Annotated in this window: 20 protein-coding genes and 1 pseudogene; 14 read left to right on the top strand and 7 right to left on the bottom strand. The window is 74.8% G+C overall.

Annotated elements, in window-relative coordinates; all coding sequences use genetic code 11:
• Positions 1 to 39 precede the first annotated feature (39 nt).
• Positions 40 to 975 (bottom strand): S41 family peptidase, encoded by a 936-nt coding sequence (locus FHX32_RS26885; RefSeq protein WP_167188948.1) that lies wholly within the window; start codon positions 973 to 975, stop codon positions 40 to 42.
• A gap of 56 nt (positions 976 to 1,031) precedes the next feature.
• Between FHX32_RS26885 and FHX32_RS26880 the strand changes: the two genes are divergently transcribed.
• The 3 genes from FHX32_RS26880 to FHX32_RS26870 all read left to right on the top strand — a co-directional run bounded on the left by FHX32_RS26880 (position 1,032) and on the right by FHX32_RS26870 (position 5,362).
• Positions 1,032 to 1,556: a winged helix-turn-helix domain-containing protein gene (locus FHX32_RS26880; protein ID WP_167188945.1), complete on the top strand. Its 525-nt coding sequence runs from the start codon at positions 1,032 to 1,034 to the stop codon at positions 1,554 to 1,556.
• 681 nt (positions 1,557 to 2,237) lie between these two features.
• Positions 2,238 to 4,529, top strand: a complete 2,292-nt coding sequence (locus FHX32_RS26875) for an EAL domain-containing protein (protein ID WP_167188942.1) — start codon at positions 2,238 to 2,240, stop codon at positions 4,527 to 4,529.
• A 74-nt stretch (positions 4,530 to 4,603) separates the two neighbouring features.
• A complete protein-coding gene (locus tag FHX32_RS26870; RefSeq protein ID WP_167188939.1) occupies positions 4,604 to 5,362 on the top strand; it encodes a MerR family transcriptional regulator in 759 nt (252 codons plus the stop codon).
• Between the two features lie 129 nt (positions 5,363 to 5,491).
• Here FHX32_RS26870 and FHX32_RS26865 read toward each other — a convergent pair whose 3' ends face one another.
• Both FHX32_RS26865 and FHX32_RS26860 read right to left on the bottom strand, forming a co-directional pair.
• Positions 5,492 to 5,992, bottom strand: coding sequence for an HPP family protein (locus FHX32_RS26865; RefSeq protein WP_167188936.1), 501 nt, complete (start codon positions 5,990 to 5,992; stop codon positions 5,492 to 5,494).
• 4 nt (positions 5,993 to 5,996) lie between these two features.
• The gene (locus FHX32_RS26860) at positions 5,997 to 6,866 is read right to left on the bottom strand and encodes an alpha/beta hydrolase (RefSeq protein WP_167188933.1); all 870 of its coding nucleotides are present in this window, start codon (positions 6,864 to 6,866) and stop codon (positions 5,997 to 5,999) included.
• A gap of 88 nt (positions 6,867 to 6,954) precedes the next feature.
• On the opposite strand from FHX32_RS26860, the gene FHX32_RS26855 reads away from it, so the two are divergent.
• Entirely contained in the window at positions 6,955 to 7,515 is a 561-nt protein-coding gene (locus tag FHX32_RS26855; RefSeq protein WP_167188930.1) for a TetR/AcrR family transcriptional regulator, read from the top strand.
• A gap of 88 nt (positions 7,516 to 7,603) precedes the next feature.
• Here FHX32_RS26855 and FHX32_RS26850 read toward each other — a convergent pair whose 3' ends face one another.
• Entirely contained in the window at positions 7,604 to 9,157 is a 1,554-nt protein-coding gene (locus FHX32_RS26850) for a gluconokinase (protein ID WP_486481331.1), read from the bottom strand.
• Positions 9,158 to 9,325: 168 nt separating this feature from the next.
• Here FHX32_RS26850 and FHX32_RS26845 point away from each other — a divergent pair, with 168 nt between their 5' ends.
• From FHX32_RS26845 to FHX32_RS26835, 3 genes are all read left to right on the top strand, one after another.
• Positions 9,326 to 10,069 (top strand): MBL fold metallo-hydrolase, encoded by a 744-nt coding sequence (locus tag FHX32_RS26845; RefSeq protein ID WP_167188927.1) that lies wholly within the window; start codon positions 9,326 to 9,328, stop codon positions 10,067 to 10,069.
• 182 nt (positions 10,070 to 10,251) lie between these two features.
• Positions 10,252 to 12,594 carry an acylase gene (locus FHX32_RS26840; RefSeq protein WP_167189304.1) on the top strand — a complete coding sequence of 781 codons (2,343 nt, stop codon included), beginning with the start codon at positions 10,252 to 10,254 and terminating at the stop codon, positions 12,592 to 12,594.
• A 159-nt stretch (positions 12,595 to 12,753) separates the two neighbouring features.
• Entirely contained in the window at positions 12,754 to 13,920 is a 1,167-nt protein-coding gene (locus tag FHX32_RS26835; protein ID WP_167188924.1) for a hypothetical protein, read from the top strand.
• Positions 13,921 to 13,956: 36 nt separating this feature from the next.
• Here the strand turns inward: FHX32_RS26835 and FHX32_RS26830 are convergent, their stop codons facing one another.
• A complete protein-coding gene (locus tag FHX32_RS26830; RefSeq protein ID WP_167188921.1) occupies positions 13,957 to 14,553 on the bottom strand; it encodes a hypothetical protein in 597 nt (198 codons plus the stop codon).
• Between the two features lie 135 nt (positions 14,554 to 14,688).
• Here FHX32_RS26830 and FHX32_RS26825 point away from each other — a divergent pair, with 135 nt between their 5' ends.
• Positions 14,689 to 15,171, top strand: coding sequence for a WapI family immunity protein (locus FHX32_RS26825; RefSeq protein ID WP_167188919.1), 483 nt, complete (start codon positions 14,689 to 14,691; stop codon positions 15,169 to 15,171).
• Between the two features lie 98 nt (positions 15,172 to 15,269).
• Positions 15,270 to 16,478, top strand: a complete 1,209-nt coding sequence (locus FHX32_RS26820) for a hypothetical protein (protein ID WP_167188916.1) — start codon at positions 15,270 to 15,272, stop codon at positions 16,476 to 16,478.
• An 8-nt stretch (positions 16,479 to 16,486) separates the two neighbouring features.
• Here the strand turns inward: FHX32_RS26820 and FHX32_RS26815 are convergent, their stop codons facing one another.
• Positions 16,487 to 16,915, bottom strand: coding sequence for a VOC family protein (locus FHX32_RS26815; RefSeq protein WP_167188913.1), 429 nt, complete (start codon positions 16,913 to 16,915; stop codon positions 16,487 to 16,489).
• A 134-nt stretch (positions 16,916 to 17,049) separates the two neighbouring features.
• Between FHX32_RS26815 and FHX32_RS26810 the strand changes: the two genes are divergently transcribed.
• The 5 genes and pseudogenes from FHX32_RS26810 to FHX32_RS26790 all read left to right on the top strand — a co-directional run bounded on the left by FHX32_RS26810 (position 17,050) and on the right by FHX32_RS26790 (position 22,296).
• Positions 17,050 to 17,874 carry an LLM class flavin-dependent oxidoreductase gene (locus FHX32_RS26810; RefSeq protein WP_167188910.1) on the top strand — a complete coding sequence of 275 codons (825 nt, stop codon included), beginning with the start codon at positions 17,050 to 17,052 and terminating at the stop codon, positions 17,872 to 17,874.
• Positions 17,875 to 18,044: 170 nt separating this feature from the next.
• Positions 18,045 to 18,438, top strand: a pseudogene (locus FHX32_RS26805) (Bcr/CflA family drug resistance efflux transporter); the annotation flags it as partial.
• Between the two features lie 152 nt (positions 18,439 to 18,590).
• Positions 18,591 to 19,586 (top strand): winged helix-turn-helix transcriptional regulator, encoded by a 996-nt coding sequence (locus FHX32_RS26800; protein ID WP_167188907.1) that lies wholly within the window; start codon positions 18,591 to 18,593, stop codon positions 19,584 to 19,586.
• Positions 19,583 to 20,401, top strand: a complete 819-nt coding sequence (locus FHX32_RS26795) for a nucleotidyl transferase AbiEii/AbiGii toxin family protein (RefSeq protein WP_167188904.1) — start codon at positions 19,583 to 19,585, stop codon at positions 20,399 to 20,401. The genes FHX32_RS26800 and FHX32_RS26795 overlap by 4 nt, the downstream gene beginning before the upstream one ends.
• A 494-nt stretch (positions 20,402 to 20,895) precedes the next feature.
• Positions 20,896 to 22,296, top strand: a complete 1,401-nt coding sequence (locus FHX32_RS26790; RefSeq protein WP_167188901.1) for a phospholipase D-like domain-containing protein — start codon at positions 20,896 to 20,898, stop codon at positions 22,294 to 22,296.
• A 50-nt stretch (positions 22,297 to 22,346) separates the two neighbouring features.
• Here the strand turns inward: FHX32_RS26790 and FHX32_RS26785 are convergent, their stop codons facing one another.
• Positions 22,347 to 24,887 carry an ATP-binding protein gene (locus tag FHX32_RS26785; RefSeq protein WP_486481352.1) on the bottom strand — a complete coding sequence of 847 codons (2,541 nt, stop codon included), beginning with the start codon at positions 24,885 to 24,887 and terminating at the stop codon, positions 22,347 to 22,349.
• Positions 24,888 to 25,002: the final 115 nt, after the last annotated feature.

Below are 25,002 nucleotides of genomic sequence, written 5' to 3'. Positions count from 1 at the left end.
CGGCGGTCTCGATCTCCGTTGCTGCCGCCAACCTCATGATCACCGAGCGCCGGCGGGGGTGTGGGGGTGGAGGGAGTGGAGGGCGGTTTCGATGGACTGGGGGGCGGGGGTCTGGAGGTCGGGGGTTACCCCGACGGCCTCCCAGTTGGTGCCGGTGACCGGGTTGACCGGGCGGGCGACCGGCACCGAGAGGTGCAGGTGGGGGTGGATCGGGAAGCCCGTCCGGGGGTGCGCCCCACCGGCGGTGCGTTCGCCGACCACGATGGCCCGGCCGTGCTGTTGCAGGGTGTACGCCAGCGACTCGCCCCCGGAGAAGGTCGTCGCGCTGGTCACGACGGCCAGCGGGCGGCTGCCCCCGAAGCGGGGCCCGGTCGGCGGCGCGGCGCTCCAGAACTGGCGCTCCGCCCGCTTGCGTTCGTGCATCGTGTAGAGGTGCACCGGCCGGTCGAAGAGGTGCCCGCAGACCAGCACCTCCATCTCCGGGTCGCCGCCGATCGTCTCGCGTACGTCGATGACCAGAGCGTCGGCGTCGGCGACCAGACGTAGCGCCGCGGTCATCGCCTCGCCGGCCAGCGCGGGGGAGAAGAGCGCGGGTTCGATCCGGAGCAGGGCGACGTTGCCGGGCAGCCGCTCCACCCGGTGGACGCCACCCATGCTGTCCCGGGCCATCCGGGGCAACTCGGCGGCGAGCGGGTCGCCGCCGCCGGCCGGCAGCGGCTGGTCGTGGAACGTGACCCGCAGATGGCGGTCGCCGTTGACCGACCGGAGCGTGCCGGTGAGCGCGTCGGCCAGCGCCGACCAGGAGCCGACCTCCCGGTGCCGGCCGGCCGCCTGCTCGGCGCGCAGCAGCCCGGCGAGCCGGGCGGCGACGTCGGGCAGGACGTAGTGCTCGTCGACCAGCCGCGCGGTCCGCTCGACGACCTCGGCGACATCGGTCGGCGGCGCCGGTGGTGCCTGCGTGTCGAGAAGTGTCATGTCCGCAGTAGAGCAGCCGCGTTGACAAAGCGTCAAGAGAACTAGACACTTTCCGCATGACGCCGAACCCGGGGGAGCCGCCGCTGGACGAGCTGCTGGAGGTCAGCACACCGGCGCAGTTCAAGGCCCTCGGCCACCCGCTGCGGCAGCGGCTGCTCTTCGCGCTCGGGCAACGCCCCGCCACCATCAGCCAGCTCGCCGCGGCACTGGGCGCGGCCAAGGGCAACGTCGGGCACCACCTCAAGGTGCTCCGCGAGGCCGGCATGGTCCGGGTGGCGCACACCCGGCCGGTACGCGGCGGCACCGAGCAGTACTACCAGCGCAGCGCCCGGCGGCTGCGGGTGGCGCCCGGGCACAGCGCGGCGACGGCCGCGCTGTTCGGCGCGGTCGCCGAGGAGGTCGCCGCGGCCCCCGACGAGCCGCTGCTGCACCTGCGCCACCTGCGGCTCACCCCGGCCCGGGCCGAACGGCTCGCCGCCGCGCTCAGCGAGCTGGTCGAAGGCGCCGAGGACGAAGGCGACGACGCGCCGCGCTACGGCGTGCTGGTCACCCTCTACCAGCAGGCCGCGCCACCGTCGTGAAAGACCGTCGGGCAGGCCCCGCGCGGCTGCGGCCGGCCCGGCCGACGGCGGGCGGTGGTGGATTCAGCGTGCGTCTGCGGTGACGTGCGCTGCTACCAGCCACTCGAGGACGGCCGGTGTCGCGTCGAAGTGACCGGCGTGGCCGGCATCCGGCTGGGCTTCGAGCTCGGCGCCGGAGATGCGCGCCGCGAGCCACCGGCCGTGCGCGGCGGGCGACCATGGCGTTGATCTCCGGCCGAGCGAGCACGGCCTGGTCGTTGGCGGGCAGCAGCGCCGGCCCGGCCTGGTCCACAGCAGCGAGGTGCGCCTCGACGGCTGCCCGGCCCTGTGCTGGCGGGTAGCGGGAGCCGGCGCTCGTGCAGGACGCCGAGGCCTCCAACTGGCTGAGACGCTGGGCGAGCACGTTCGTTCCGATTCCGGGCAGATCCGCGCGACGCGTGCCGGTGGCCGTCCGGCTCTGGCGGGGCGGCTGAGCGCGTGGCTACGCTTTCCGGGTTTGCCGGGACCGGTCCTCGCCGTCGAGGGTGCGCACGAGAGAGAGCCGGAGCGATCGGATCGCGACAGCACGTCGAGCAGGCCGCCGGGGGCGTCCCCGCGCCGGCCGCTGCGGTCGGCCCCGCGGACTCCGGCCCGCCGGCCGACGCCGCACCGCCGACGCTGTGGGGACGCCCGGCCCGCCCGATGTCGGCACGTACCGCTCGGATCGGCCTGCTCGGCGCGGGCGCGGTGCTGGTCGGCGAGGCGGTCTGGCTGTTCGCGGCGCTGCCCGCCGCCGCCCTGGTCAGCGACGTCGGCGCGCTGCTGGTCGCCGGCTGGGCGGCGCTGGCCTGTCTCGGGGCGGCCCGCCGGCACCCGGCGTCGCTGCGCCGGTTCTGGACACTGCTGGCGGCCACCATGGCGCTGGCGGCGCTCGGCCGGGCGGTGTGGACGGTCGACCGGCTGCTCGGCGGCGACCTGCCGCACACGCCGCTGGTCGGCGCGATCTTCACCGCGGGCATCCTCACCGGCACCGGCGCGCTGCTCTGCTCGCTCGCCGCCCCACGCACCGCCGTCGGGCGGGCCCGGACCGTGCTGGACGGGGTGATCGTCGGGCTCGCCCTGGTGCCGATCGGCTGGGTGGTGGTCGTCCGCGACGTCGCCGCCGCCGACCTGGCCGATCCGGCGCGTACGCTCGGCCTGCTCTTTCCGATGCTCGACCTGATGCAGCTGACCATCCTGGTCGCGGTGGCCCGCCCGGCGTGGCGGCCGATGACGGTGATCGGAGCCAGCCTCACCCTGCGGGCGGTGGCGGACACCGGCTACGTCTCGCTCGTCGTGCGCGGCGACTACTTCTCCGGCCACCCGATCGACCTCTGCTGGCCGTTGAGCTACCTGCTGGTCGGCCTGGCCACCCGCTACCCGCCGCCGCCGGAGCGCGACCACGCGGACGAGACCGAGGCGCCGCTGCCGCCGTGGTGGCGGGTGGCGCTGCCGTACCTGCCGGTGGGTGGGGCGATCGTGGCGGTGGTGCTGGCCCGCCAACCGACCGGGCAGACCCCGCACCTGGTGTTCTTCGGCATGATGGCGCTGCTCGCCGCGTTGGCGCTGCGGCAGGGGCTGGCCGCCAACGAGAACCTGCGGCTGGTGGTCCGGTTGCGCCGGCTGGCGTACGCCGACCAGCTCACCGGCCTGCCGAACCGGCTGATGTTCAACCGGAAGCTGCGCGCCGCCCTGCGCGACGGCCGGCCGGTCGCCGTGCTGCTGCTCGACCTCGACGGGTTCAAGCAGGTCAACGACCGGTTCGGGCACGCCACCGGGGACAGCCTGCTGACCGGTGTCGCCGACCGGATGCGGGCGGCGGTCGACGGCGACGGCACCATCGCCCGGCTCGGCGGCGACGAGTTCGCCGTGCTGGTCGACGGCGACGGGCCGGTGCCGCCGGAGCGGCTCGCCGAGCGGCTGCTGGCCGCGCTGGAGCCGGCCGACGACGACGGTGACCTGGGGCTGCACCCGTCGGCGAGCATCGGCATCGCCGAGTACGGCCCGCAGCACGCCTCGCACACCGACCTGCTGCGCGACGCCGACATCGCCATGTACGCGGCCAAGGCCGCCGGCAAGTCCGCGTACCGGACCTGCACGCCCGCGCTGCGGGAGTCGGCGGTGACCCGGGCGGAGCTGATCGCCGACCTGCGGCGCGCGGTCGACGAGGGTCAGCTGCACCTGGAGTTCCAGCCGATCGTCGACCTGGCCACCGGGGCGGTACGCAGCGCCGAGGCGCTGGTGCGCTGGCGGCACCCCCGGCTCGGGCTGCTCAGCCCGGCCCGGTTCCTGCCGCTGGCCGAGGAGACCGGGTTGATCGTGCCGATCGACCGGTGGGTGATCCACGAGGCGTGCCGGGCGGCGGCGACCTGGCGGGACCGGCGTACCGAGGCGACCGTGGCGGTGAACATCGCCGCCGCGCACCTGCGTCGGCCGGACCTGATCGCCACCGTGACCGCCGCCACCGCCAGCGCGGGCCTGGCGCCCCGGGCGCTCACCCTGGAGCTGACCGAGTCGGCGCTGATCGACGGCAGCGAGGCGGTGCTGGACCGGCTGCGCCAGCTGCGCGAACTGGGCATCCAGATCTCCATCGACGACTTCGGCACCGGCTACTCGGCGCTGAGCTACCTGCACCGGATCCCGGCCACCGAACTGAAGATCGACCGGTCCTTCGTGGCCCGGCTCGACAGCGACGCCCGGGCGTACGCGACGGTGGAGATGGTGACCCGGCTCGCCGGCGCGTTCGAGCTGTCGGTGGTCGCCGAGGGGGTGGAGACCGAGCGGCAGCACGCCGCGGTGGCGGCGATCGGCTGCGTGCACGGCCAGGGCTACCGCTACGGCCGTCCCGCCGGGCTGGCCCAGCTGCGCACGGCGCTCGCCCGGGCCCGAGCGCCCGGCCGGGCACCGCGCCCGCCCGAGCCCTCGAAGCCGGGCAAGCCGCGGCGGCCGGGGTGACCGGCGTCGCAGAATCAGGCTTGACCCTCACGTAACGGCAGGCCGGAGCCTGGTCTACGAAAGGGAGGGGATCCATGGCGTACACGGTGGGACAGGTGGCCAGGCTGGCCGGGGTGACCGTGCGGACGCTGCACCACTACGACGAGATCGGACTGCTCTCGCCCAGTGGCCGCAGCGCCAGCGGTTACCGCCGCTACGACGACGCGGACCTGGAGCGGTTGCAGCACATCCGCTACTACCGGGAGCTGGGGTTCCCGCTGGAGGAGATCGCCGCGATCCTCGACGACCCGGCGAGCGATCCGACGGCGCACCTGCGCCGCCAGCACGATCTGCTGACCGTACGGATCAGGCGGTTGCAGGAGATGGTCACGGCGATCGAGTTCGCGATGGAGGCGAGCAAGTTGAACATCCAACTGACCCCGGAGGAGCGGTTCGAGGTCTTCGGCGACTTCGACCCGGACGCGCACGCCGAGGAGGCGGAGCGGCGGTGGGGCGGCAGCGAGGCGTACCGGGAGTCGAACCGGCGGGCGTCCCGCTACACCAGGGAGGACTGGCTGCGGATCAAGGCGGAGAACGAGGACTGGGGCCGCCGGATCGTGGCGCTGATGTCCTCCGGCGCACCGGCCGACAGCCCGGCGGCGATGGAGCTGGCCGAGGAGCACCGGCAGCTCATCAGCCGGTCGTTCTACGAGTGCTCGTACGAGATCCACACCGGGCTGGCCGACATGTACCTGGCCGACGAGCGGTTCACCGCGCACTACGAGGCGATCGCGCCCGGCCTGACGGCGTACCTGAGCGAGGCGATCCACGCCAACGCGATCAGCCGGGCGTGAGCACGGCCGGAGGCGCAGGTGGCGGCGATCCGCGGCGCCGAGGTGCACAAGTACCGGATCTCGGCCGTCGAGACCCCCTGACCGGGCTCACCCGGGCGGCGCCCGGGTGAGCCCGGCGGAGCCGGCGCGTCAGCGCCAGGACGGCGGGTAGCCGTAGCGGGGCAGCAGCCGCCCGGCGAGCAGGGCCGCGCCGAGCACGAGCAGCACCGCCGGCAGCACGGTGTGCAGCGGGTACCCGGGACCGGGGTCGGTCAGGCCGATGAAGGCGGCGCAGACGGCGGCCGGCGCGTGCGGTGCCCGCAGCAGCAGCATGGTGACGACCGACGCCACCGCTGCCGCGCTGGCCGTCCAGACCGACGGGCCCACCACCGCGGTGACCGCCACCGCGGCGAGGGCGCACGGCGGATAGCTGAGCAGCACCGCCGCCGGTCGGGCCAGCGGCGCGCCGGGCGCCAGGGCGAGCACCGCCGCCGTGGCGACGAAGGGCAGCGCGAAGACGTCCCGCCCGGTCACCGCCTCGACGGTGCCCAGCAGGGCCGTCGCGCCGAGCAGCATGGCGCCCGCGGTCAGCGCGGTGGCCCAGGCCGCCCGCCGGCCGGTGGCCGGCGGGCGCAGGGTGGTGGCGGACATGCGGCTACCGGATCCGGCGCAGGAAGCCGCGGATCAGGTCGGCGATCTCGTCGCCGTGCGTCTCCAGCGCGAAATGGCCCGTGTCAAGCAGGTGGATCTCGGCGTCGGGCAGGTCCCGGGCGTACGCCTCGGCCCCGGCGGCGCCGAAGATCTCGTCGTTGCGACCCCAGGCGACCAGCGTGGGCGGCCGGTGCTGGCGGAAGTAGCGCTGGAAGTCGGGGTAGGCGTCCAGGTTGAACTGGTAGTCCCAGAAGAGCTGGAGCTGGATCTCCTTGTTGCCCGGCCGGTCCAGGCCGGCCTGGTCGAGCGTCCAGGTCTCCGGGGCGACCCGGTCGAGCCGGTCCGCCGGCACGCCGTGGGTGTACTGCCAGCGGGTGGCCTCCGCGGTCAGCAGGTCACGGACCGCCGGTTCGTGGGTCGCCCGGTCCTTGGCGTGCGCGAAGAGCACCTCCCAGAAGGGCGTGAACCCCTCGGTGTAGGCGTTCCCGCTCTGCACGACCAGCCCGGTGACCCGGTCCGGGTTCCGGCTGGCGATGCGCAGCCCGATCGGGGCGCCGTAGTCGTGCAGGTAGAGGGCGAAGCGTTCGATGCCCAGGGTGTCCAGCAGCGCCAGGGTGATCTCGGTGAGCCGTTCGAAGCTGTACTCGAACCGGTCCACCGGCGGCGTCGACGACCGCCCGAATCCGATGTGGTCCGGCGCGATGAGGTGGTACTCGTCGGCCAGCGCCGGGATCAGGTTCCGGAACATGTGCGAGCTGGTGGGGAAGCCGTGCAGCAGCACCAGCGTGGGCCGCGACGGGTCGCCGGCCTCCCGGTAGAAGACCTGCTGGCCGGCGAGGGTGACGGTGCGGTGGCGGGTGACGAAGGGGGACACGGGGACTCCTCGACATCGAGAGAACGGGCGTTCTCCGGCTGGCTGCTACCGTAGGAGAACGACGGTTCTCCGCGCAAGGGGCTTTGACATGGACCACACGACGGCCGAGGCACGCCTGCTCGACGCGGCCGACACGCTCTTCTACGAGCGCGGCATCCAGGCGGTCGGCATGGACGCCATCCGGCAGGCCTCCGGCGTCTCGCTCAAGCGCACCTACCAGCTCTTCCCGTCCAAGGAGCACCTCGTCGAGGCGGTGCTGCGCCGGCGGGACCTGGCGATCCGCGAGCAGATCTCGGCGTACACCTCGGCCCGGTCGACGCCGGCCGACGGCGTGCTGGCGGTCTTCGACTACCTGTACGACTGGTTCGGCCAGCCCGACTTCCGCGGCTGCGCGTTCATCAACTCGTTCGCCGAACTCGGCCCGGCGTCGGCGAACGTGGTCGACATCGTCCGCACCCACAAGCAGGCGGTCGCCGACCACCTCGCCGCCCTCGTCGCCGCGGCGGGCCGGCCACCGGCGCTCGCCGCGCAGCTGCTGGTGCTGGCCAACGGCGCGATGGTCACCGCGGCCATCGTCGGCAGCCCGGAACCGGCGCGCGAGGCCCGCGCGGCCGCGCAGCGGCTGCTCGACGCCGACCCGCCGGCCTGACGCCGGCTCCCACACCCGTCCCGGTGGCGCGCCGACCGCTCACCGCCGTGCCGGAACCCGCCGCTCACCACGGCGGCGCGGCGGCCGCTCACAGCGGAGGTGGGGTGGGGACGGGCTCGGGCGGCAGGCCCGGCGCCAGCCGGCGCAGCGAGGTGAACGTCGGGACCAGCGCGTCGTACAGCTCGGAGAAGAGCGGCAGCAGCGCCGCGTACGTGGCGGCCGCCGCCGGGTCGGGCTGCACGGTCTCCTCGATCCCGACCAGGTCGGCGGCCACGTCGACCGAGGCGATCTGACCCAGCGCCTGCATGCCGAGCAGCGCCGCGCCGAGGCTGGACCCCTCGTGCCCCGCCGGGAACCGCACCGGCATGCCGAGCACGTCGGCGAGAATCTGCCGCCACAGGCCGCTGCGGGCGAAGCCGCCGCTGGCCCGGATCTCGTGCACCTCGTTGCCGGCGGCCCGCACCGACGCCAGCACCAGCGCCAGCTGCTGGCAGACCCCCTCGATCGCGGCCCGCACCAGGTGCGACCGGCGGTGGCCGTGGGTCAGCCCCACGTACGCGCCACGCGGCAGCGCGCTCCAGTGCGGGGCCCGCTCGCTGAGCAGGTACGGCAGCATGATCAGCCCGCCCGAACCGACCGGGGCGCGGGCGGCCAGCGCCAACAGTTCGTCCTCGGCGTCGGCGCCCAGCTCCGGGGCGAGCGCGTCACCGACCCAGTCGAGCACCACCCCGCCGTTGTTGATCGCCCCGCCGACCACCCAGCGTCGCTCGGTCAGCGCGTAGCAGAACACCCCGCCGAGCGGGTCCACGCCGGGGTGCTCCACCACCACCCGCATCGCGCCGCTGGTCCCGATCGAGCAGGCCACAACCCCGGGGGCGACCGCGCCGAGGCCCAGGTTGGCCAGCGGCCCGTCGCCGGCGCCGACCACCACCGGCGTACGCCGGGGCAGCCCGGTCGCCGCGGCCGCCTCGGCGGTCAGGCCGGGCAGCACGGCGGTGGTGGAGACCAGCCGGGGCAGCTGCGTGTCGGTGATGCCGGCGATGCCGAGCGCCTCGGTGTCCCAGGCCAGCCGGTGGATGTCCATCAGCCCGGTGCCGGAGGCGACCGAGTGGTCGGTGACCAGTTCGTCGCAGAGCCGCAGCAGGACCCAGTCCTTGATCCCCACCCAGTACGCCGCCCGCCCGAACAGCTGCGGCTCCTGCTCGGCCAGCCAGAGCAGCTTGGGCAGTGGCGCCATCGGGTGCACCGGGGTGCCGGTGCGCCGGTGCAGGGCCAGCCCGGACGGGACGGCGCGCAGCCGCTCGGCCTGCCGGCTGGCCCGGGCGTCGGCCCAGATGATCGACGGGGTGATCGGCTCGCCGTCGGCGTCCAACCCGATCAGGCTGTGCATCGCGGTGCTGAACGCCAGCCCGGCCACCGGCCGCCCCAGGTCGGCCACCACCGCCCCGATCGCCTCCAGCACCGCCGCGTGGACCCGCAGCGGGTCCTGTTCGGCCCAGCCGGGCTGCGGCTCGTCCAGCGGATAGGCCACCCCGTACTGGGCGAGCTGGTGGCCCTGGGCGTCGTAGGCGACGGCCTTGGCGCTGGCGGTGCCGATGTCGACGGCGATCATCGCGTCGCGATGGCCGCCCCTCTCGGTCACCGGCGCTCACCCCTTCCGCCCGTGCCGGCGTCGCCGGCTGTGGCTGACGTTACCGAGCGCCGAGCCACCCCGTACGGGGAAAGCGGACGGCGGCCGCGGGCCGAGCCATGCCGCTGGCCGGCGGAATCGCGGGCGACGGCCCGGCGGGCCGGCGGCTAGGGTGCCGGCATGCGGCTCAGGGTTCTCGGCGGGTGCGGGGCGTGGCCGGAGGCCGGCCAGGCGTGCAGCGGTTACCTCGTGGAGCAGGACGGGTTCCGGCTGCTCGTCGACCTCGGCTACGCGACCGTGCCGCGGCTGCTGGAGTGGATCGACGCGGGCCAGGTCGACGCCGTTTTCGTCAGCCACGGCCACCCCGACCACTGCGCCGACCTGAACCCGCTGCTGCGGGCGCGGGCGCTGCGCGACGACCCGCCGGCCCCGCTGCCGGTGTACGCGCCGCCGGGCGCGCTCGACGCGGTGCTGGCGCTGGACCGGCCCGGGATGCTGGCCGACGCCTACACGCTGCACGAGATCACCCCCGGCGGCCGCCTCGACATCGGTCCGTTCCGGGCCGAGACCTTCCCGCTGCCGCACTGGGTGCCGAACGCCGGCGTCCGGTTGGCCGCGGGCGGCCGGGTCCTCGCCTACACCGGTGACACCGGCCCGAGCCCCGAGCTGCCGAACCTGGCCCGGGACGCGGACCTACTGCTGGCCGAGGCGACCCACGTCGACGAGGTGCCGGAGGACTCGCGGCGCTATCTGTCCAGCGCCCGGCAGATGGGCCGGCTGGCCGCGGCCGCCGGCGTCGGCCACCTGCTGCTGACCCACCTCTGGCCGGGCACCGACCCGACGGCCGCCCAGGCAGCCGCCGGTGCGGCGTACGACGGCGAGACCGGTGTCGCCACCGCCGGCCTCGTCCTGGACCTCCCCTGATCCCTGGTATCCCGCCTGAACAGTGACTCGGCGGTGGGCGGCCGGTTGGGGGGTGTACGCGAGGGCCCGGCCGGGCGAGAATGCCGAGCAACGTGAATGTTTCTGGACGATGACGTCCGGCGGGGGAGGATGGCGTGACCGGTCCAGCTCTTCGCCTCGGCGCGGCGGTGGCCGCCCTGGGCATGGTCGTGTCCGGGCTGGCCGTCGGCTCCGCGCCGGCCGCCGGCAAGCAGCGCGACGGGCGGGGCTACGCCGCCGAGATCAGCCGGGCGTCCTACGGCGTACCGCACATCACCGCGCACGACTTCGGCAACCTCGGCTTCGGCGTCGGTTACGTGCAGGCCGAGGACAACCTCTGCGTCATCGCCGAGAAGGTGGTCACGGTCAGCGGCGAGCGGTCCCGCTGGTTCGGCGCGAGCGGCCCGACCGACGCCAACGTGCGCAGCGACCTGTTCTTCCGCAAGGCGATCGAGGACCGCGCGGTCGAGCGGCTGCTGGCCGGCCGGCGCGACGGCGTGCACTCGCCGTCCGACGACGTCCGCGACCAGATCCGCGGCTTCGTCGCCGGCTACAACCACTACCTGCGAAAGGTCGGCGGCGCGGCGAACCTCACCGACCCGGCCTGCCGGGCCAAGCCGTGGGTACGCCCGCTGACCGAACTGGACCTCTGGCGTACCACCTGGGCCAGCATGGTCCGGGCCGGTTCCCGGGCGCTGCTCGACGGCATCGTCGCCGCCGCCCCACCGACCGCCACCGGCCCGGCGGCGACCCAGGACGCGCCGGGCGCCGCGGCGGTGTTCGCCGCCGTCGACGGGGCGCCGGCCGGGGTCGGCAGCAACGCGTACGGGCTGGGCGCCGGGGCCACCACCCACCGCGGCGGGATGGTGCTGGCCAACCCGCACTTCCCGTGGGACGGCGCGGAGCGGTTCTACCGGATGCACCTCAAGGTGCCCGGCCGCTACGACGTGGAGGGCGCCGCGCTGATCGGCGACCCGATCGTGGAGATCGGACACAACCGCACTCTCGCCTGGAGCCACACCGTCTCCACCGCCCGCCGGTTCGTCTGGCACCGGCTCGCCCTGGTGCCCGGCGACCCGACCTCCTACTACGTCGACGGCCGGCCGCGGAAGATGACCACCCGCACGGTCACCGTGCAGGTGCCGAACCCGGCCGGCGGCACCATCCCGGTCAGCCGCACCTTCCACGACACCCACTACGGGCCGGTGGTGGTGGTGCCCGGCAGCTTCGACTGGACGGCCGAGGCCGCGTACGCCGTCACCGACGTGAACGCCACCAACAACCGGGCCTTCGACGGCTGGTTGCAGATGGGCCGGGCGAAGACGGTCCGTGACCTGAAGCGCGTACTGGACCGCTACCAGTTCCTGCCCTGGGTGAACGTGATCGCCGCCGACGCTCGCGGCGAGGCGCTCTACGCCGACCACTCGGTGGTCCCGCGGGTCACCGACGAGCTCGCGGCCGCCTGCATCCCGGCGCCGTTCCAGCCGCTCTACGCCAGCAGCGGCCAGGCCGTCCTGGACGGATCGCGGTCGGCGTGCGCGCTGGGCGCCGACCCGGACGCCGCGGTGCCCGGCATCCTCGGCCCGGCGAACCTGCCGGTCCGGTTCCGCACCGACTACGTGACCAACTCCAACGACAGCCACTGGCTGGCCAACCCGGAGGCCCCGCTGGAGGGCTTCCCCCGGATCATCGGCAACGAGGGCACCCAGCGCAGCCTGCGTACCCGGCTCGGGATCGACCAGGTGCAGCGGCGGCTGGCCGGCACCGATGAGCTGCCGGGCACCCGGTTCACCACCGGCCGGCTCTGGCACACCGTGTTCGGCAACCGCGCGTACGGCGGCGAACTGGTCCGCGACGACCTGGTGGCGCTCTGCACCGCCCAGCCGACCGCCACCGCCTCCGACGGCACCACCGTCGACCTGCGGGACGCCTGCGCCGCGCTGCGGGGCTGGGACCTGCGGGCCGACACCGACAGCCGGGGCGCCCACCTGTTCACCGAGTTCGCCCTGGCCGGCGGCATCCGGTTCGCCGACGCCTTCGACGCCGCCGATCCGGTGCACACCCCGGCCCGGCTGGCCGGCACCGACCCGCGGGTGCTGCGGGCGCTCGCCGACGCCGTCCGCCGGCTCGCCGGCATTCCGCTGGACGCCCGGCTCGGCGACGTGCAGACCGAACCGCGCGGCGACCAGCGCATCCCGATCCACGGTGGACCGGCCGACGCGGGCATCTTCAACATGATCATCAACCCGTTGCGTCCCGGCGTCGGCTACCCGAAGGTGGTGCACGGCTCGTCCTTCGTGATGGCCGTCGAGCTGGGCCCGAACGGCCCGTCCGGCCGGCAGATCCTCACCTACTCGCAGTCGACCAACCCGAATTCGCCCTGGTACGCCGACCAGACCCGGCTCTACTCGGGCAAGGGCTGGGACACCGTCAAGTACACCGAGGCGCAGCTGCGGGCCGACCCGAACCTGCGCACCTACCGGATCTCGGAGGGCCGCCACCGCTGACACGCCCCTAGGGGCCGACGCCGCGCAGCAGAATCGACTTGTCGTCCAATCTGGTCCGCCGATCGGGTGATTCGCCCGATGTGGCGTGTCCGGGCCGGACGCCGCCGGAGTTAACACCTGTGACACCCCGGTGGTTGTCTGCGCGGCGAAGGAGTCGGCGTGGCGAGGACTGATTCGACGGGTTCCACCTGGCGGTACCGGTGGGCGCACCGGCAGAACGAGCGGCGGCTGCGGTCGTACCGCGGCGCCGAGGCCGCATGGCGACGACGCGACGACGAACTGCGGCGGCTGCGTACCCTCGCCGAGGAGTTCCACGGATCGGCCGCCGCCGGCGCCGGGCTGCCGCTGGAGCTCGGCCCCGGCGAGGTGGTCCTCTGGGCGTTGCCCGCCGCGCAACTGGTCGAGGTCCGGCACACCAGCGTGCTGCCGGCGCCCGACCTGACGGTCGCCGTCGACGCCGCGCCGCTGCGGCCCCGCCGCCCGGACGGGGTCCGGGTCGCCGACGCCGGCATGGCGGTGATCACCAACCGGCGGCTGGTGCTGCTCGGCGGCCGGGGCCGGCGCGACTGGGCGTACGGTCGGATGACCGGCCTGGCCCACGACCCGGCGGCCCCGGTGACACTGATGCAGGTGCTGGACCGCCGGCGCACCTCCGGGCTGATGTTGCCCGTGGACGCCGCCGCGGACTTCCGGTTCAAGCTGACCCTGGCCTTCGCCGACGCGATCGAGCAGCGCGACGCCATCATCGCGCAACTCGACGAGTTGATCGCCGAGCACACGCAGCTCAAGCCGATCCGGCCGGGCATCGCCACGCCGGGGCAGGCCCGGCTCAGCGCGATGCTGCCCGGCGGCCGGCGCACCGTGGCGGTCGCGGCGGCCATCGCCGTGCTGGTGCCCGCCGCGCTCATCGAGTCGGACCCGTCGGACCCGACCCGCCGCGAGGTGGCGGCCGCGGCCACTCCCGGGCCGACCGCCGTGCCGCGGCTCGGCCCGTCCGTGCCGCCGGTCGCCGCGGCCAGACCCACGCCCACGGCGAAGCCGAAGCCGAAGCGCAGCAGCCCGCCGCCCGCGCCGTCGCCGGCGAAGACGGCCTCCGGGGAGCGGCTCTGCGGCGCGCCGGCGAACCCGATGGGGTACGACTTCTGCGGCGGCTACCGGATCCGCAAACCGGACGCCGAGATCTGCGACTGGTTCGACTGCACGCCGCAGTTCTGGGCCGGGCGGGGCTACCTGGTGCAGTGCCGGGACGGCTCGGTCAGCCTGACCGGCGGGCAGCGCGACGCCTGCGCCGGGCACCGGGGGGTGCGCCGTACCGTCTGGACCTGACCGGCTGCCGTCCGTGGCCTCCGTCGGGAGCCATGATCACCATGACGCTCCGGCATCGCGCCCGGCCGGCTGATGCTCGGTGAGCCGTTGCAGGGGGAGCAGGCCGACGAGGATCAGCGCGGCGCCAAGCGGCAGCAGGTCGAGGTTCACCGCGATCGGCAGGAAGCCGAGCAGCACCAGCGCCGGGCTCCAGCCCGGCAGCAGCCGGGGCCGGGTGGTGGCCGCCTGCACCAGCAGGGTGAGGATGCCGACCTGGAACAGCAGCGGCCCGAGCGCCATCGCCGGATCCGGCAGCGGCGCGGCGTCGGCGAGCCGGGGGAACAGGTCGCCCAGGATCACCCAGAGGAATCCGGCGGCGCCGGCCAGCCCGAGCGTGGTCGCGACCCCGGTGAGCACCCGCTGCCGTGGCGCGGCGGCGTGCAGCAGCCGCCACAGCCCGACCAGGAGTACGGCGAAGAGCACGAACGCCACCAGGAAGAAGGTGTGCCCGAGGTTCCAGGCCCAGCCCGGCCCCCGGTGGCCGTCCAGCCCGTCGACCAGCCGCAGCAGGCCGTAGAGGAGCAGCAGCGCCGGGGCGCCGAGGGCGGCGGTCGGGACGAGCTTCGCGGAGGTCCGGGGGTGGACGGTCGTCATGTCCCCAGCCTCGCCGGGCGGCCGCACGGCGGCATCGGGGTCTTCCCGTACCGGCCCCGGACCCGCCGTTCTGAGGGGGCGGCCGGCCGCGGTAATTCGCTCCGATTCAACCCTGATGTCCGGAATGATGGGCGGATGGAGATCCGCTCCGATGACGGCGCCCGGGTGAGGATCCGCCCGGTCGGCTACCAGCCGGGCGTCGAGCCGCCGGTCCACCCCGAGGAGGGCTGGGACGACTGGCTGCTCGTGGAGACGGACGCCCGTACCGCGGACGGGCAGGCGTGGTCGCATCTGGAGCCCTGCCTGACCGTGGCCGAGGCGGCGGCGCTGACCGGCTGGCTGCGGTGGCGGGCCGAGTCCGCGCTCGCGCCGGGGGCGGCACCGGCGGTGGTGCGGTTCACCGAGCCGAACCTGACCCTCCGGAGCCGGGTCATCCGGCGCCGGCGGGTGGAACTGGTGGTCGAGTTCTCCTATGAGTCGCTGCCCCCGTGGCTGCCGCGTCGTCCCCTCGGCGCGGTGTATCCGCTGCCGCTGACGGTCTCGGCCGACGCGCTGGCCGCGGCTGCCGAGCAGTGGGCCCGGGAGGTCGAGGCGTTCCCCCGGCGCGTCGTCTCGTAGCCCGGCAGCCGCCGGGTCAATTCTCTTCTTTCCGGACCTTCGTGGATATATCGATCCTCATGCGTGTCCTGTTGACGGGACGAGCGGTTGTACCACACGTGACGGCGACATCACCGGCCACCATCAGAGACCCGGCGCCGGCGGAACCCCGCTGGCGCACCACCTGGTCGGAGCGCGAGAACGACCGGCGGCGGCGCGCGTACGACGCCGAGACCGCGGCCTGGCTCCGGCGGCACGACCAACTGGTCCGGCTCCAGATCGAGGCCGCCAGCTTCCTCGGCTGCACCCAGCCGCGTACCGGCCTGCCGGTGGACCTCGCCGACGACGAGGTCGTCTACCGGGTGCTGCCCACCGCCGAACTGGTCGAGGCCGAGGCCCGGCACGTGACCGGCCTGCCCACCCCCGGCCTGGCCGGTGCCGCGACCGGCCCCGAGCGCACCGACCGGGCCCTGCCCAGAGGCGTGCGGTCGGTCGACGCCGGCATGGCGGTGGTGACCAACCACCGGGTCGCGTTCGGCGGGCGGGAGCAGCGGCGCGAGTGGGCGTACCCGGACCTGGTGGGACCGGCGCACCACCCCGATGCCCCGCTCACCCTGCTGCACCGCACCGACGGCGGGCGGCTCGCCGGGCTGCTGGTGCCGGAGACCGCGGCGGTCAACTTCCGCTTCTACCTCACCCTCGCCTACGCCACCGCCACCGGATGCCGGGCCGCCGTCGCCGCGCAGGTCGACGACCTGCTCGACGCGCACCGGCAGGCGCGGCCGGTGCCGCCGCCGGTGGTCGTGCCGGCCCACGCCCCACTGATCGCGCGGCGCCCCGACCGGCGGGTGGCCACCGTCACGGCCCTGGCCATGCTGGCGTTCGGCACGCTGACCGCCGGTGCCGTCGACGTCGAGCCGGTCGGTCCGACCTACCGGGCGCAGGTGGGCGGCTCCGCCGCCGTGGACGCCGCGCCGCGACCGCTCGAGCTCACCACCCCGCCCATCCCCGGCGAGCCGGCGGGCGGCGGCAGGGCCGCCTCGGTGACCGGCGAGCCGGCCCCCCGGGCCACCGGCGGCACCGGGCGGCACCGGTCGACCCGGCCCACGGCGCCGGCGACCCGGCGGGTGCCCGCACCGCCGGCGATCGCGGCGCCCACCCCGGCGCCGCCGACGATCGCCCCGCCGCCCACCGCCCCGCCCGCCCCGACCACGCCGGCGACCAGCGCCCCACCCTCGTCGGATCCAGGCAACCTGCTCACGCTCTGCCTGGACCCGCTCGGACTACCCCTGCTGGACCCGCTGCTCTGCCCGACGTCCAGCCCCTGACCCTCCGGTCAGGCGCCGAAGTTCGGGACGGTGAGGGTGCCGTCCGGGCCGAGCGGGAAGCCCGGATTCCAGGCGATCTCCCAGACGTGGCCGTCCGGGTCGGCGAAGCAGCCGGCGTACCCGCCGTAGAAGGTCTCCCGGGCCGGGCGGGTCACCTCGGCGCCGGCGCCCGCCGCCGCGGCGAGCAGGTCGTCCACCTCGTCGCGGGAGCGGACGTTCTGCGCCAGCGTCATCCCGCCGAACCCGCCGCCGGGGTCGTCGACGCCCGCGTCGTCGGCCAGCTTCGCCCGGCCCCACAGCACCAGCGCCAGCCCGCCGGCCTGGAAGAAGATCGTCTCCTCGACCGCCTGGCCGCGCCAGCCGAGCCGCTCGTAGAAGGCCCGCGCCCGGGCCACGTCGGCGACCCCGAGGGTGACCAGGCTGATCCGCTGCTCCATGCCGCCAACCTAGCCCGGGATCACCGCGCGGCGTGGCCGACCGAGCGCACTGTCCACGTCGAACCGCGCGTCGACCGACCCGTCCGCCGTCCGCCTGATCCCCACCGGAGGAGAGCCGTGACTAGGGTGGGGCGATGCCGCGCTGCGCTGTCGGTCTACCGAACGTCGGGCCCTTCGCCGACGCCGCGACCCTGGTCGAGCTGGCCGTCGCGGCCGAGGAGCGGGGCTGGGACGGCGTCTTCCTCTGGGACCACCTGCTCTACCACGATCCGGACTGGCCGGTGGTGAACCCGGTCGTGGTGACCGCCGCGATCGCCGCCCGTACGGCCCGGATCCGGCTCGGGGTGCTGGTGACCGCGCTGCCCCGGCGGCGGGTGCAGATCGTGGCGCGGGAGACCGCCACCCTGGACACCCTCTCCGGCGGTCGGCTCGTCTTCGGCGCGGGCATCGGCTCGATGGACCGCGAGTACGCGGCCTTCGGCGAGGATCCCGACCTGCGGGGCCGCGGCCGGCGCCTGGACGAGTCGCTGGAGCAGCTCACCGCGCTCTGGTCGGGCCAGTCGGTGCCCACCCCCTCCGGCGAGCGGGTGCGGATGCTGCCGACCCCGGTGCAGCGACCCCGGATCCCCGTCTGGTGCGCCGGCCGCTGGCCGAACCGTCCGGGCTTCCGCCGTTCCGCCCGGTGGGACGGGATCGTGGCGACCTTCCGCGACGCCGGCCGGGAGATCCCCGTGCCGGTCGAGGACTTCGCCGACGCGGTCCGGTTCGTCGCCGCCGAGCGGGGCTCGCTGGACGGGTTCGACGTCGTCGTCGAAGGGTGGACGTCGCCGCGGGACGCGGAGCGGATCGTCGCGCCGTACGTCGACGCCGGGCTGACCTGGTGGGTCGAGGCGATGGGGTGGTGGCGCGGCGGCGTCGACGCCGCCCGGGAACGCATCCTGGCCGGCCCGCCCCGCTGACCCCGACCCCACCGGCCCGGCGGTGGGCTCAGTGCTGGCCGGTCATCCGGTCGGCGAGCCGGTCCAGCGCCGGTACGGCGACCAGCACCGCCGCCCGGTCCGGTCCAGTTCGTCCAGTTCGGACAGTGCGGCGGCGAGCAGCTCGCGCCGGTGCCGCCCGTACGCGGCCCGGCCAGCTCAACGCCCGGCTGCTCGACCGCTTCGAACCGCCCGCTGCTGCTGCGCGCACTGGGCATGAGCGTGCTGGCCGCCGCCGCCCTGCTCGCCGGCGCGCTGCTGGGCAGCCTGCCGCTGGTGGCGGTGGCGCTGTTCGCCTTCGTCGGGTCGCTCGGCATGGTCACGCCGAACGGCACCGCGCTGGCCCTGGACCGGCACGCCGCGCACGCCGGCACCGCCGCCGCATTGCTCGGCGCGATCCAGTCGGTGGTCGGGGCGCTGGCCGCGCCGCTGGTCGGGCTGGGCGGCGAGGGCAGCGCGCTGCCGATGGCGGTGGTGGTCGCCGGCGCGGCGATCGCCTCCCTCACCACCGTCCTCACCCTGGCCCGCCCGCGTTCCTCCCGCTGACAACCCGTCACGCAGGTTCTGTGGGAGGGGGTGTATCCCCGTCCGTGCGCGGTGACACGGAGCCGACACGCCGGACAACTTGCGGACGCGGCAGGCTTCCAGGGTGTATAAGTGTTATCTGAGGAGAGCGGATAATGCTTATATCGGCGGTTGTGTGGCGCGAGCTGGTCGGTGTCGGCCTGACGCTGATCCCGCGCGGCCCCGATCTGCTCGAGCTGCGGTACGGCGCCGCCGTGGCTGTGCTGACCATCGTCAGGTCGACGACGCCACTGACGCCCGGCGACGTCGCCGTGCTTGCCGAGCGCCACCCGGCGCCATGCCTCATCGTGGTGCCCTCGGCCACGCCTGCCGTTCGCGCCGCGATCGAAGCTCACGGCTGGTCCTGGCTGACCGACGCCGACCAACAGGTCGCAGGCGTGTTGCGAGTCGGTGCGGAGCGGATCGTGCTCAACGTCCGGCAGGCCGAGGTGTCCCGGTCCACCCGTCCTGGTCCGGTGCCGTGGGGCACCTTCACGCTCGTTCGGCGAATGATCGAGCGCCCGTACGCCACGCAACGAGAGCTGGCCGCTCTTGTCGGTGTGTCCCAGCCTCGGATCTCGCAGGCCCTGCGGGTACTGACGGATCAAGGTTTTGCGCGCCGAGGGCCGGCAGGCTGGAGGGTGCACGACATCGACGCTGCCCTCCGCTGGTGGCTCGACTCCTATCCAGGGCCCGGTGGGCTCCGGACCCTCTGGTACAGCCTTGATCCGCCGGTCGAGCAGGCCCGCGCGGTCGCCGAGGTGATTGCTACCGAAGATGCCGGGTCACACCCCGTCGTCTCCGGTGACGTCGCCGCCGACGCCATCGCTCCCTGGCGGTCGCCGGTGCGCGCAGTCCTCTACGCCCGTGCCGGCGTCGATCTGACCGGGGCCGGCTTCGTTCCGGCAGGTGAGGACGAGGCCACCCTCGAACTCACCGTGCCTCGGGACGTCGGCCTCTGGCCGCCGACGCAGCTGTCCGGCCCTTCGCCGGCCGCGCTCCCGCTCGCCGATCCACTGCAGATCCTGTGGGACGTTCGCCGCGCTCCCGGGCCTGACAGCCAGGAAGCGGCTGACCGGGTGTGGCAGTTCATCCGCCGCCGCCACCGAGAACAGGGAGCCGCCGCATGACTCCACCGACTTCGGCCAACCCCATGCCGCCAACGCCGAAGCCGGTCACGCTGACATCAACCAGCCGGGCCGCCGACGCCGGCTTCCTGACCCTCGCCGACCTGGCCGGCCTCACGGCTGCTCTCGATCTTGACTATCGAATCGTCGGCGGCCACATGGTCACCCTGCTCGTCGCGGCTCATGGTGTCGCCGACCAGGTGCCGATGCGGGAAACGGCCGACGCGGACTTCGCGGCCCTGCCCACAGCGATCGGCGATCCTCGCCTGCCGGCCGCCCTCCGCGACCGCGGTTACCAGTCCCGCGGAGCGGCCAACCGGTTCAGCCGCGACCACACGGACGCTCGCGGACAGCTCAGCCTGGTGGTCGACATCCTCGCTCCGTCCTACCAGGGCACGTTGGTGCCCAACCAGCGCCACGGCGACCTGGTCGTCGACGAGATTCCCGGCCTTGTGCTTGCCCTGCACCGTCCTGCCGAGCTGATCGATCTCCATGTGCAACTGACCAACCGCGACCGCCTCGCCATACGCGTGCCGCTTCCGGACGTGACCTCCGCGCTCTGCCTGAAGGCGCTGGCGTATCGCGGGCGGTTCACCGCGAAGGATGCGGTCGACCTGTGGCGCCTCGCCAACGCCGGCCATGCGGCTGGACTGCGCGCCGCTGACTGGCCCGTCAGCGTCACCGGTCGTCAAGCAGCCACCGTCCTGCACCGCTTCTTCGGGTCGCCCGCCGCGGCCGGGCTCAAGCAGATGTCGCCCCGCGCCGCGGACCGCACCCGCATGCAGGCTCTGGTACGCCAGCTCGCCCCGAGACTCTGAGGGAAGTCTCCGAACGATCAGGCCGGGATCTCGCCCTCGTTGATCTGGAAGTTGATCCCTCGAACGCGATGGCGCTCGCCCTGGACCGGCCCGCCACGGACCGGCACGGTCTGCACGCCGCTTCCACGGTGCTTCCACGCGGCACTGCAATCGTGGATGTCGATCCGGAAGGGGCGCGTCGCAACCCCAGCTGCGGCGCGACCCTTTCGGCGGACGAGGGGAGTGGGCCACCGGGGCGTTCGGGTGCAGTTGTTGTCGACCCAGCGACAACAACTGCACCCAGAGCGCTCGAAGCCCTCGCGGACCGGCCGGGTCGGCTGCCGGCGTCCCATCTCGCCTCGTCGACGTCAATCCGGGACGGGTGCACCGCAACGCGCCGGTCCCGGCCACCGACCAGCGGCTGGATCGTGGGGCCGAACGGCCTGTGCCGACCTCTCGGGGACGGCCACCGGCACCGACGGGGGCCAGCCGCTGGCCAACGGAGAGGCATCGGAATGCAGATCCAACCGCTGGTGCACCCCGACCGGGGAGGTGTGCGCCGGATGACCCGACGGGTGGGCCGGCGCGGCCTCGCCCTGGCGCTGGTCGCGACGACCGCGCTGTCCCTGCCGATCGCCCCGGCCACCGCGGCCGAACCCACCACGGAGGCATCGGCCGCCACCGCCGAGGCGCCGGCCACCGCCGAGGCGCCGGCCACCGCCGAGGCGCCGGCTGCCGCCGCGGCGGCGGTGCCGATCGCCGCGTCGGAGGTACGCAACTACGCCTGGTTCAACCAGAAGACCGAGAGCGACATGCACGCCGGAGTCGCCGGTCACGTCACCCGGCTGATCAACGCCGCCGCGCCCGGGTCGACGCTCTCGCTCACCCTCTACTTCTTCAACCGGCAGGAGATCGTCGACGCGCTGCGCTCGGCCGCCGCCCGGGGCGTACGGGTGCGGATCGTCATCAACGGCAGCCAGGTCGGCAGCGCGCACTACAACGCGCTGAAGGCGATCCCGACCGCCCGGGTGGTCGCCTGCGGGCAGCGCCGCGCCGACGGCCAGTCCACCCGTGGCTGCGTCACCCGCCGTACCGGGGCGTCGCCGCTGCACAACCCACCGCTGCTGCACGACAAGTTCATGACCATCTCCCGGGTGCAACTGGCCGGTGGCGAAACGGCACGCAACGTCCTCTACGTCTCCTCGGCGAACCTCGACCACTACCGGGCCTACGAGAACGCCATCACGATCAGCCACGCCGGCCTGTACAACGCCTACCTGAGCTACTTCAACGACCTGATGCGCTACGGCAGCTCCGGGCGGAACAACCCGAACTACGGCCGGACGACCACCGTCGGCGCGCACCGCGTCTACACCTTCCCGCGCCGGGAGGCCGCCGGCCGTACGCCGGGCAGCGCCAGCAACGACCCGATCGCCAGCCTGCTGCGCTCCACCAACTGCTCCGGCGGCACCCGGATCGACCTGGCCAACTTCCGCATCCAGCGGGCCGCCGTGGTGCGGGAGCTGAAGGTGGCGCGCAACCGCGGCTGCCAGGTGCGGATCGTCACCGGCGCCAAATCCGGCCGGCCGCACGACGCGGGCGCGCCGATGAAGGCCCTGGTCGACCTGGCCCGCGCGATGCCGGTGCACCTGTGCGGCTACACCGCGGCCGGGGGCGTCCCGATGCACGAGAAATTCATGATCATCCGTCGGGGCAGCCAGTCGACCCTCTACACCGGCAGCCACAACCTCACCTACCGGGCGCTGCGGCAGAACGACGAGAACATCGTGGCGCTGCGCAACCACCCGCTCGCCGCGCCGTTCCAGCAGCGCTTCGAGCAGCACCACAGCACCTGCCTGCGGTGGACGCCGCCGGCCGGCACCACCGGCACCGCCTCAGCCGAGGACGCCGGCTGAGCACCCCGCGACCCGAGGGCCGGCCCGGCTGCGGCCGGCCCTCCGGGCGTTCACGTCGTCGTCGCACCGGCCAGCAGGGCGCGGACCCGCTCGGCGTCCGGATGGTCGAGGTCGGTGAGGATGTCCAGCGCCTGCCGCCAGGACTCCCGGGCGGCACCGGTGTCCCCGCCGGCGTGCTGGGTCTCGCCCAGCTGGCGCAGGGTGACCGCCTCGTTCATCCGGTCGCCCAGCTGCCGGTACAGCCCCAGCGCCTGCCGGTAGCAGGCCAGCGCCTCCCGCGGGTCGACCTGCCGGTAGGCGTACCCGAGGCTGTCCCAGGCGCCGGCCATGCCGACCGGGTCGCCGAGCCGCTCCAGCAGCGCCAGCGAGCGGCGGCAGTGCGCGATCGCCGGCTCGTGGTCGCCGAGCAGCGCGTGACACCAGCCCACCGAGTTGTGCGTGTTGGCCACCCCGCGCTCGTGCCCGGCGCGCTCGAACAACTCCAGCGCCGCCAGGTCGTGCCCGAGCGCCGCGCGGACGTCACCCCGCTGCTCGCACAGCCAGCCCAGGCTGCGCCGGGTGAACCCCTGCCCGACCAGGTCACCGAGCCCGCCGAACAACTCCAGCGCCCGCCCGTAGCGCTCCCGCGCCGCGTCGAAGTCGCGCAGCCGCACGTACGCGCCGCCGAGGATCCGGTGCGCCTCGGCCGCCCGGTCGGCCTCCCGCCGCGCCGCGGCCACCGCGGCCTGCCCCACCCGCACCCAGTCCCGCCAGTGCCCGCGCCGGGCGAGGAAGTTCGCCGCCGCCCAGGCCAGCCGCCACACGTGCCCGTCCAGGCCGGCCCGCTCGGCCCGGTCCAGCGCGGCGAGCAGCACCGGGTGCTCGGCGGTGAACCAGGCCAGCGCGGCGTCGCGGTCCGCGAACACCTCCGGCCGTACGCCGGGCGCGGTCGCGAGAGACGCCAGTGGGTCCCGGTGCGGCCAGAGCAGCCGGTCGGCGGCGAGCGCGGTGTGCAGGTAGTGGTCGAGCATCCGGCGCAGCGCCGCCCGCCGCCCGCCGTCGTCGGCCAACTCGCTGGCGTACGCGCGCAGCAGGTCGTGCAGCGCGTACCGGCCCGGGACGTGCTCGACGAGCAGGTGCGCCGCCGCCAGCTCGCGCACCGCCGCGCGTACCTCCTCGGGGGGTGCGGCGGCGAGGCTCGCCGCCGCCGCGACCGTGACCTCCGGACCGGGGTGCGCCGCCAGCAGCCGGAACAGCCCCGCCGCCGGCGCGGTGAGCCCGTGGTACGACCAGGAGAAGACCGCCCGCACGTCGGTGCCGCCGACCGCGAACGCGTCGAGCCCGCCACCGTCGCCGCGCAGCTCCCCGGCGAGCGCGTCCAGGGTGAACTCCGGATGGCTCGCCGCCCGGGCCGCCACGATCGCCAACGCCAGCGGCAGCCGCCCGCACGCGTGGACGATCTGCCGGACCGCGTCCGGTTCCCCGGCCAGCCGGGCGGCCCCCAGCCGGCGGCCGATCAGCTCCCGCGACTCGCCACCGGTGAGCAGGTCGAGCCGCAGCGGCCGGGCGCCCTCGGCGACCACCAGGGCGGGCAGCTGGTTGCGGCTGACCACCACGGTGGCGCAGCCCGCCGCGCCCGGCAGCAGCGGGCGGACCTGGTCGGCGTCGCGGACGTTGTCCACCACCACCAGCACCCGCCGGCCGGCGAGCAGGCTCCGGTAGAGCCCGGCCTGCGCCTCCAGGGTCGCCGGCACCCGGTCGGGTGGCACGGCGAGCGCGTCGAGGAAGCCGCGTACCGCGGCGCCCGCGCCGAGTGGGGTGCCGTCCGGGTCGTAGCCGCGCATGTCCACGTATAGCTGGCCGTCCGGGAAGTCGTCGCGCAGCGTGTGGGCCAGGCGCACCGCGAAGAGCGTCTTGCCGACCCCGGCCAACCCGCTGACCAGCACGGTGGGGGAGCCGTCGGCGGGGGAGAGCAGCAGCCGGCGGACGGCGGCGAGATCCTCGGCGCGGCCCACGAACTGCGGCGGGTCGGGCGGCAGCAGGCAGGGCCGCGCCGGCTTCGCGGGCTCGGCGGCCTCCCGTGGCGACGGTACGAGCCGGCGGAGGATGTCCCGCTGGAGCTCCTGCAGTTCCGGGGCGTCCAGCCCGCGCTCGCCGAGCAGGACGACGCCCTCCCGGCACACCTCGGCCGCCTCGTCCACCCGCCGCTCGGCGTAGAGCGACAGCGCGAGCAGCCGTCGTACCGCCTCGTCGTAGGGGTCGTCGGCGACGGCGGTGGAGAGTTGCGCGACCGCCTCGGCGTGCCGGCCGAGCGCGGCCAGTCCCTCGGCGTAGCCGCGCCGCGCCGCCCGGCGTCCCGCCGCCAGCTGCGCGGCCCGCGGCCGGACGAACGGGCGGTCGGCCAGGTCGGCGAAGGCCGGGCCACGCCACAACGCCAGCGCGTCGTGCAGCAACGCCACCCCGCGCTCGGTCAGCGCGCTCTCGCCGGCAGCCACCAGCCGGCGGCCGTCGGCGGACCAGCGCTCGAAGCGGTCCGCGTCGAGCGTGTCGGGTGGAAGGTCGAGGCAGTAGGCGGAGCCTGCCCCGGAGCCGACGGTCCTGATGATCGGCATACCCGCTGCCGGGCCCGACGCAGGTGCCACGCCAGATCCGGTCTTCAACGCGCGGCACGCCCTCCGGTCCGCTTCTGTCAGGCGCGGACCACGCTCCGCCTTCCGCGCAGACCGC

This window comes from Micromonospora sp. CNZ280 (genome assembly GCF_011759515.1).
The sequence above is the reverse complement of the archived record's forward strand: the minus strand, read 5'-3'. Positions and strand labels throughout refer to the sequence as shown.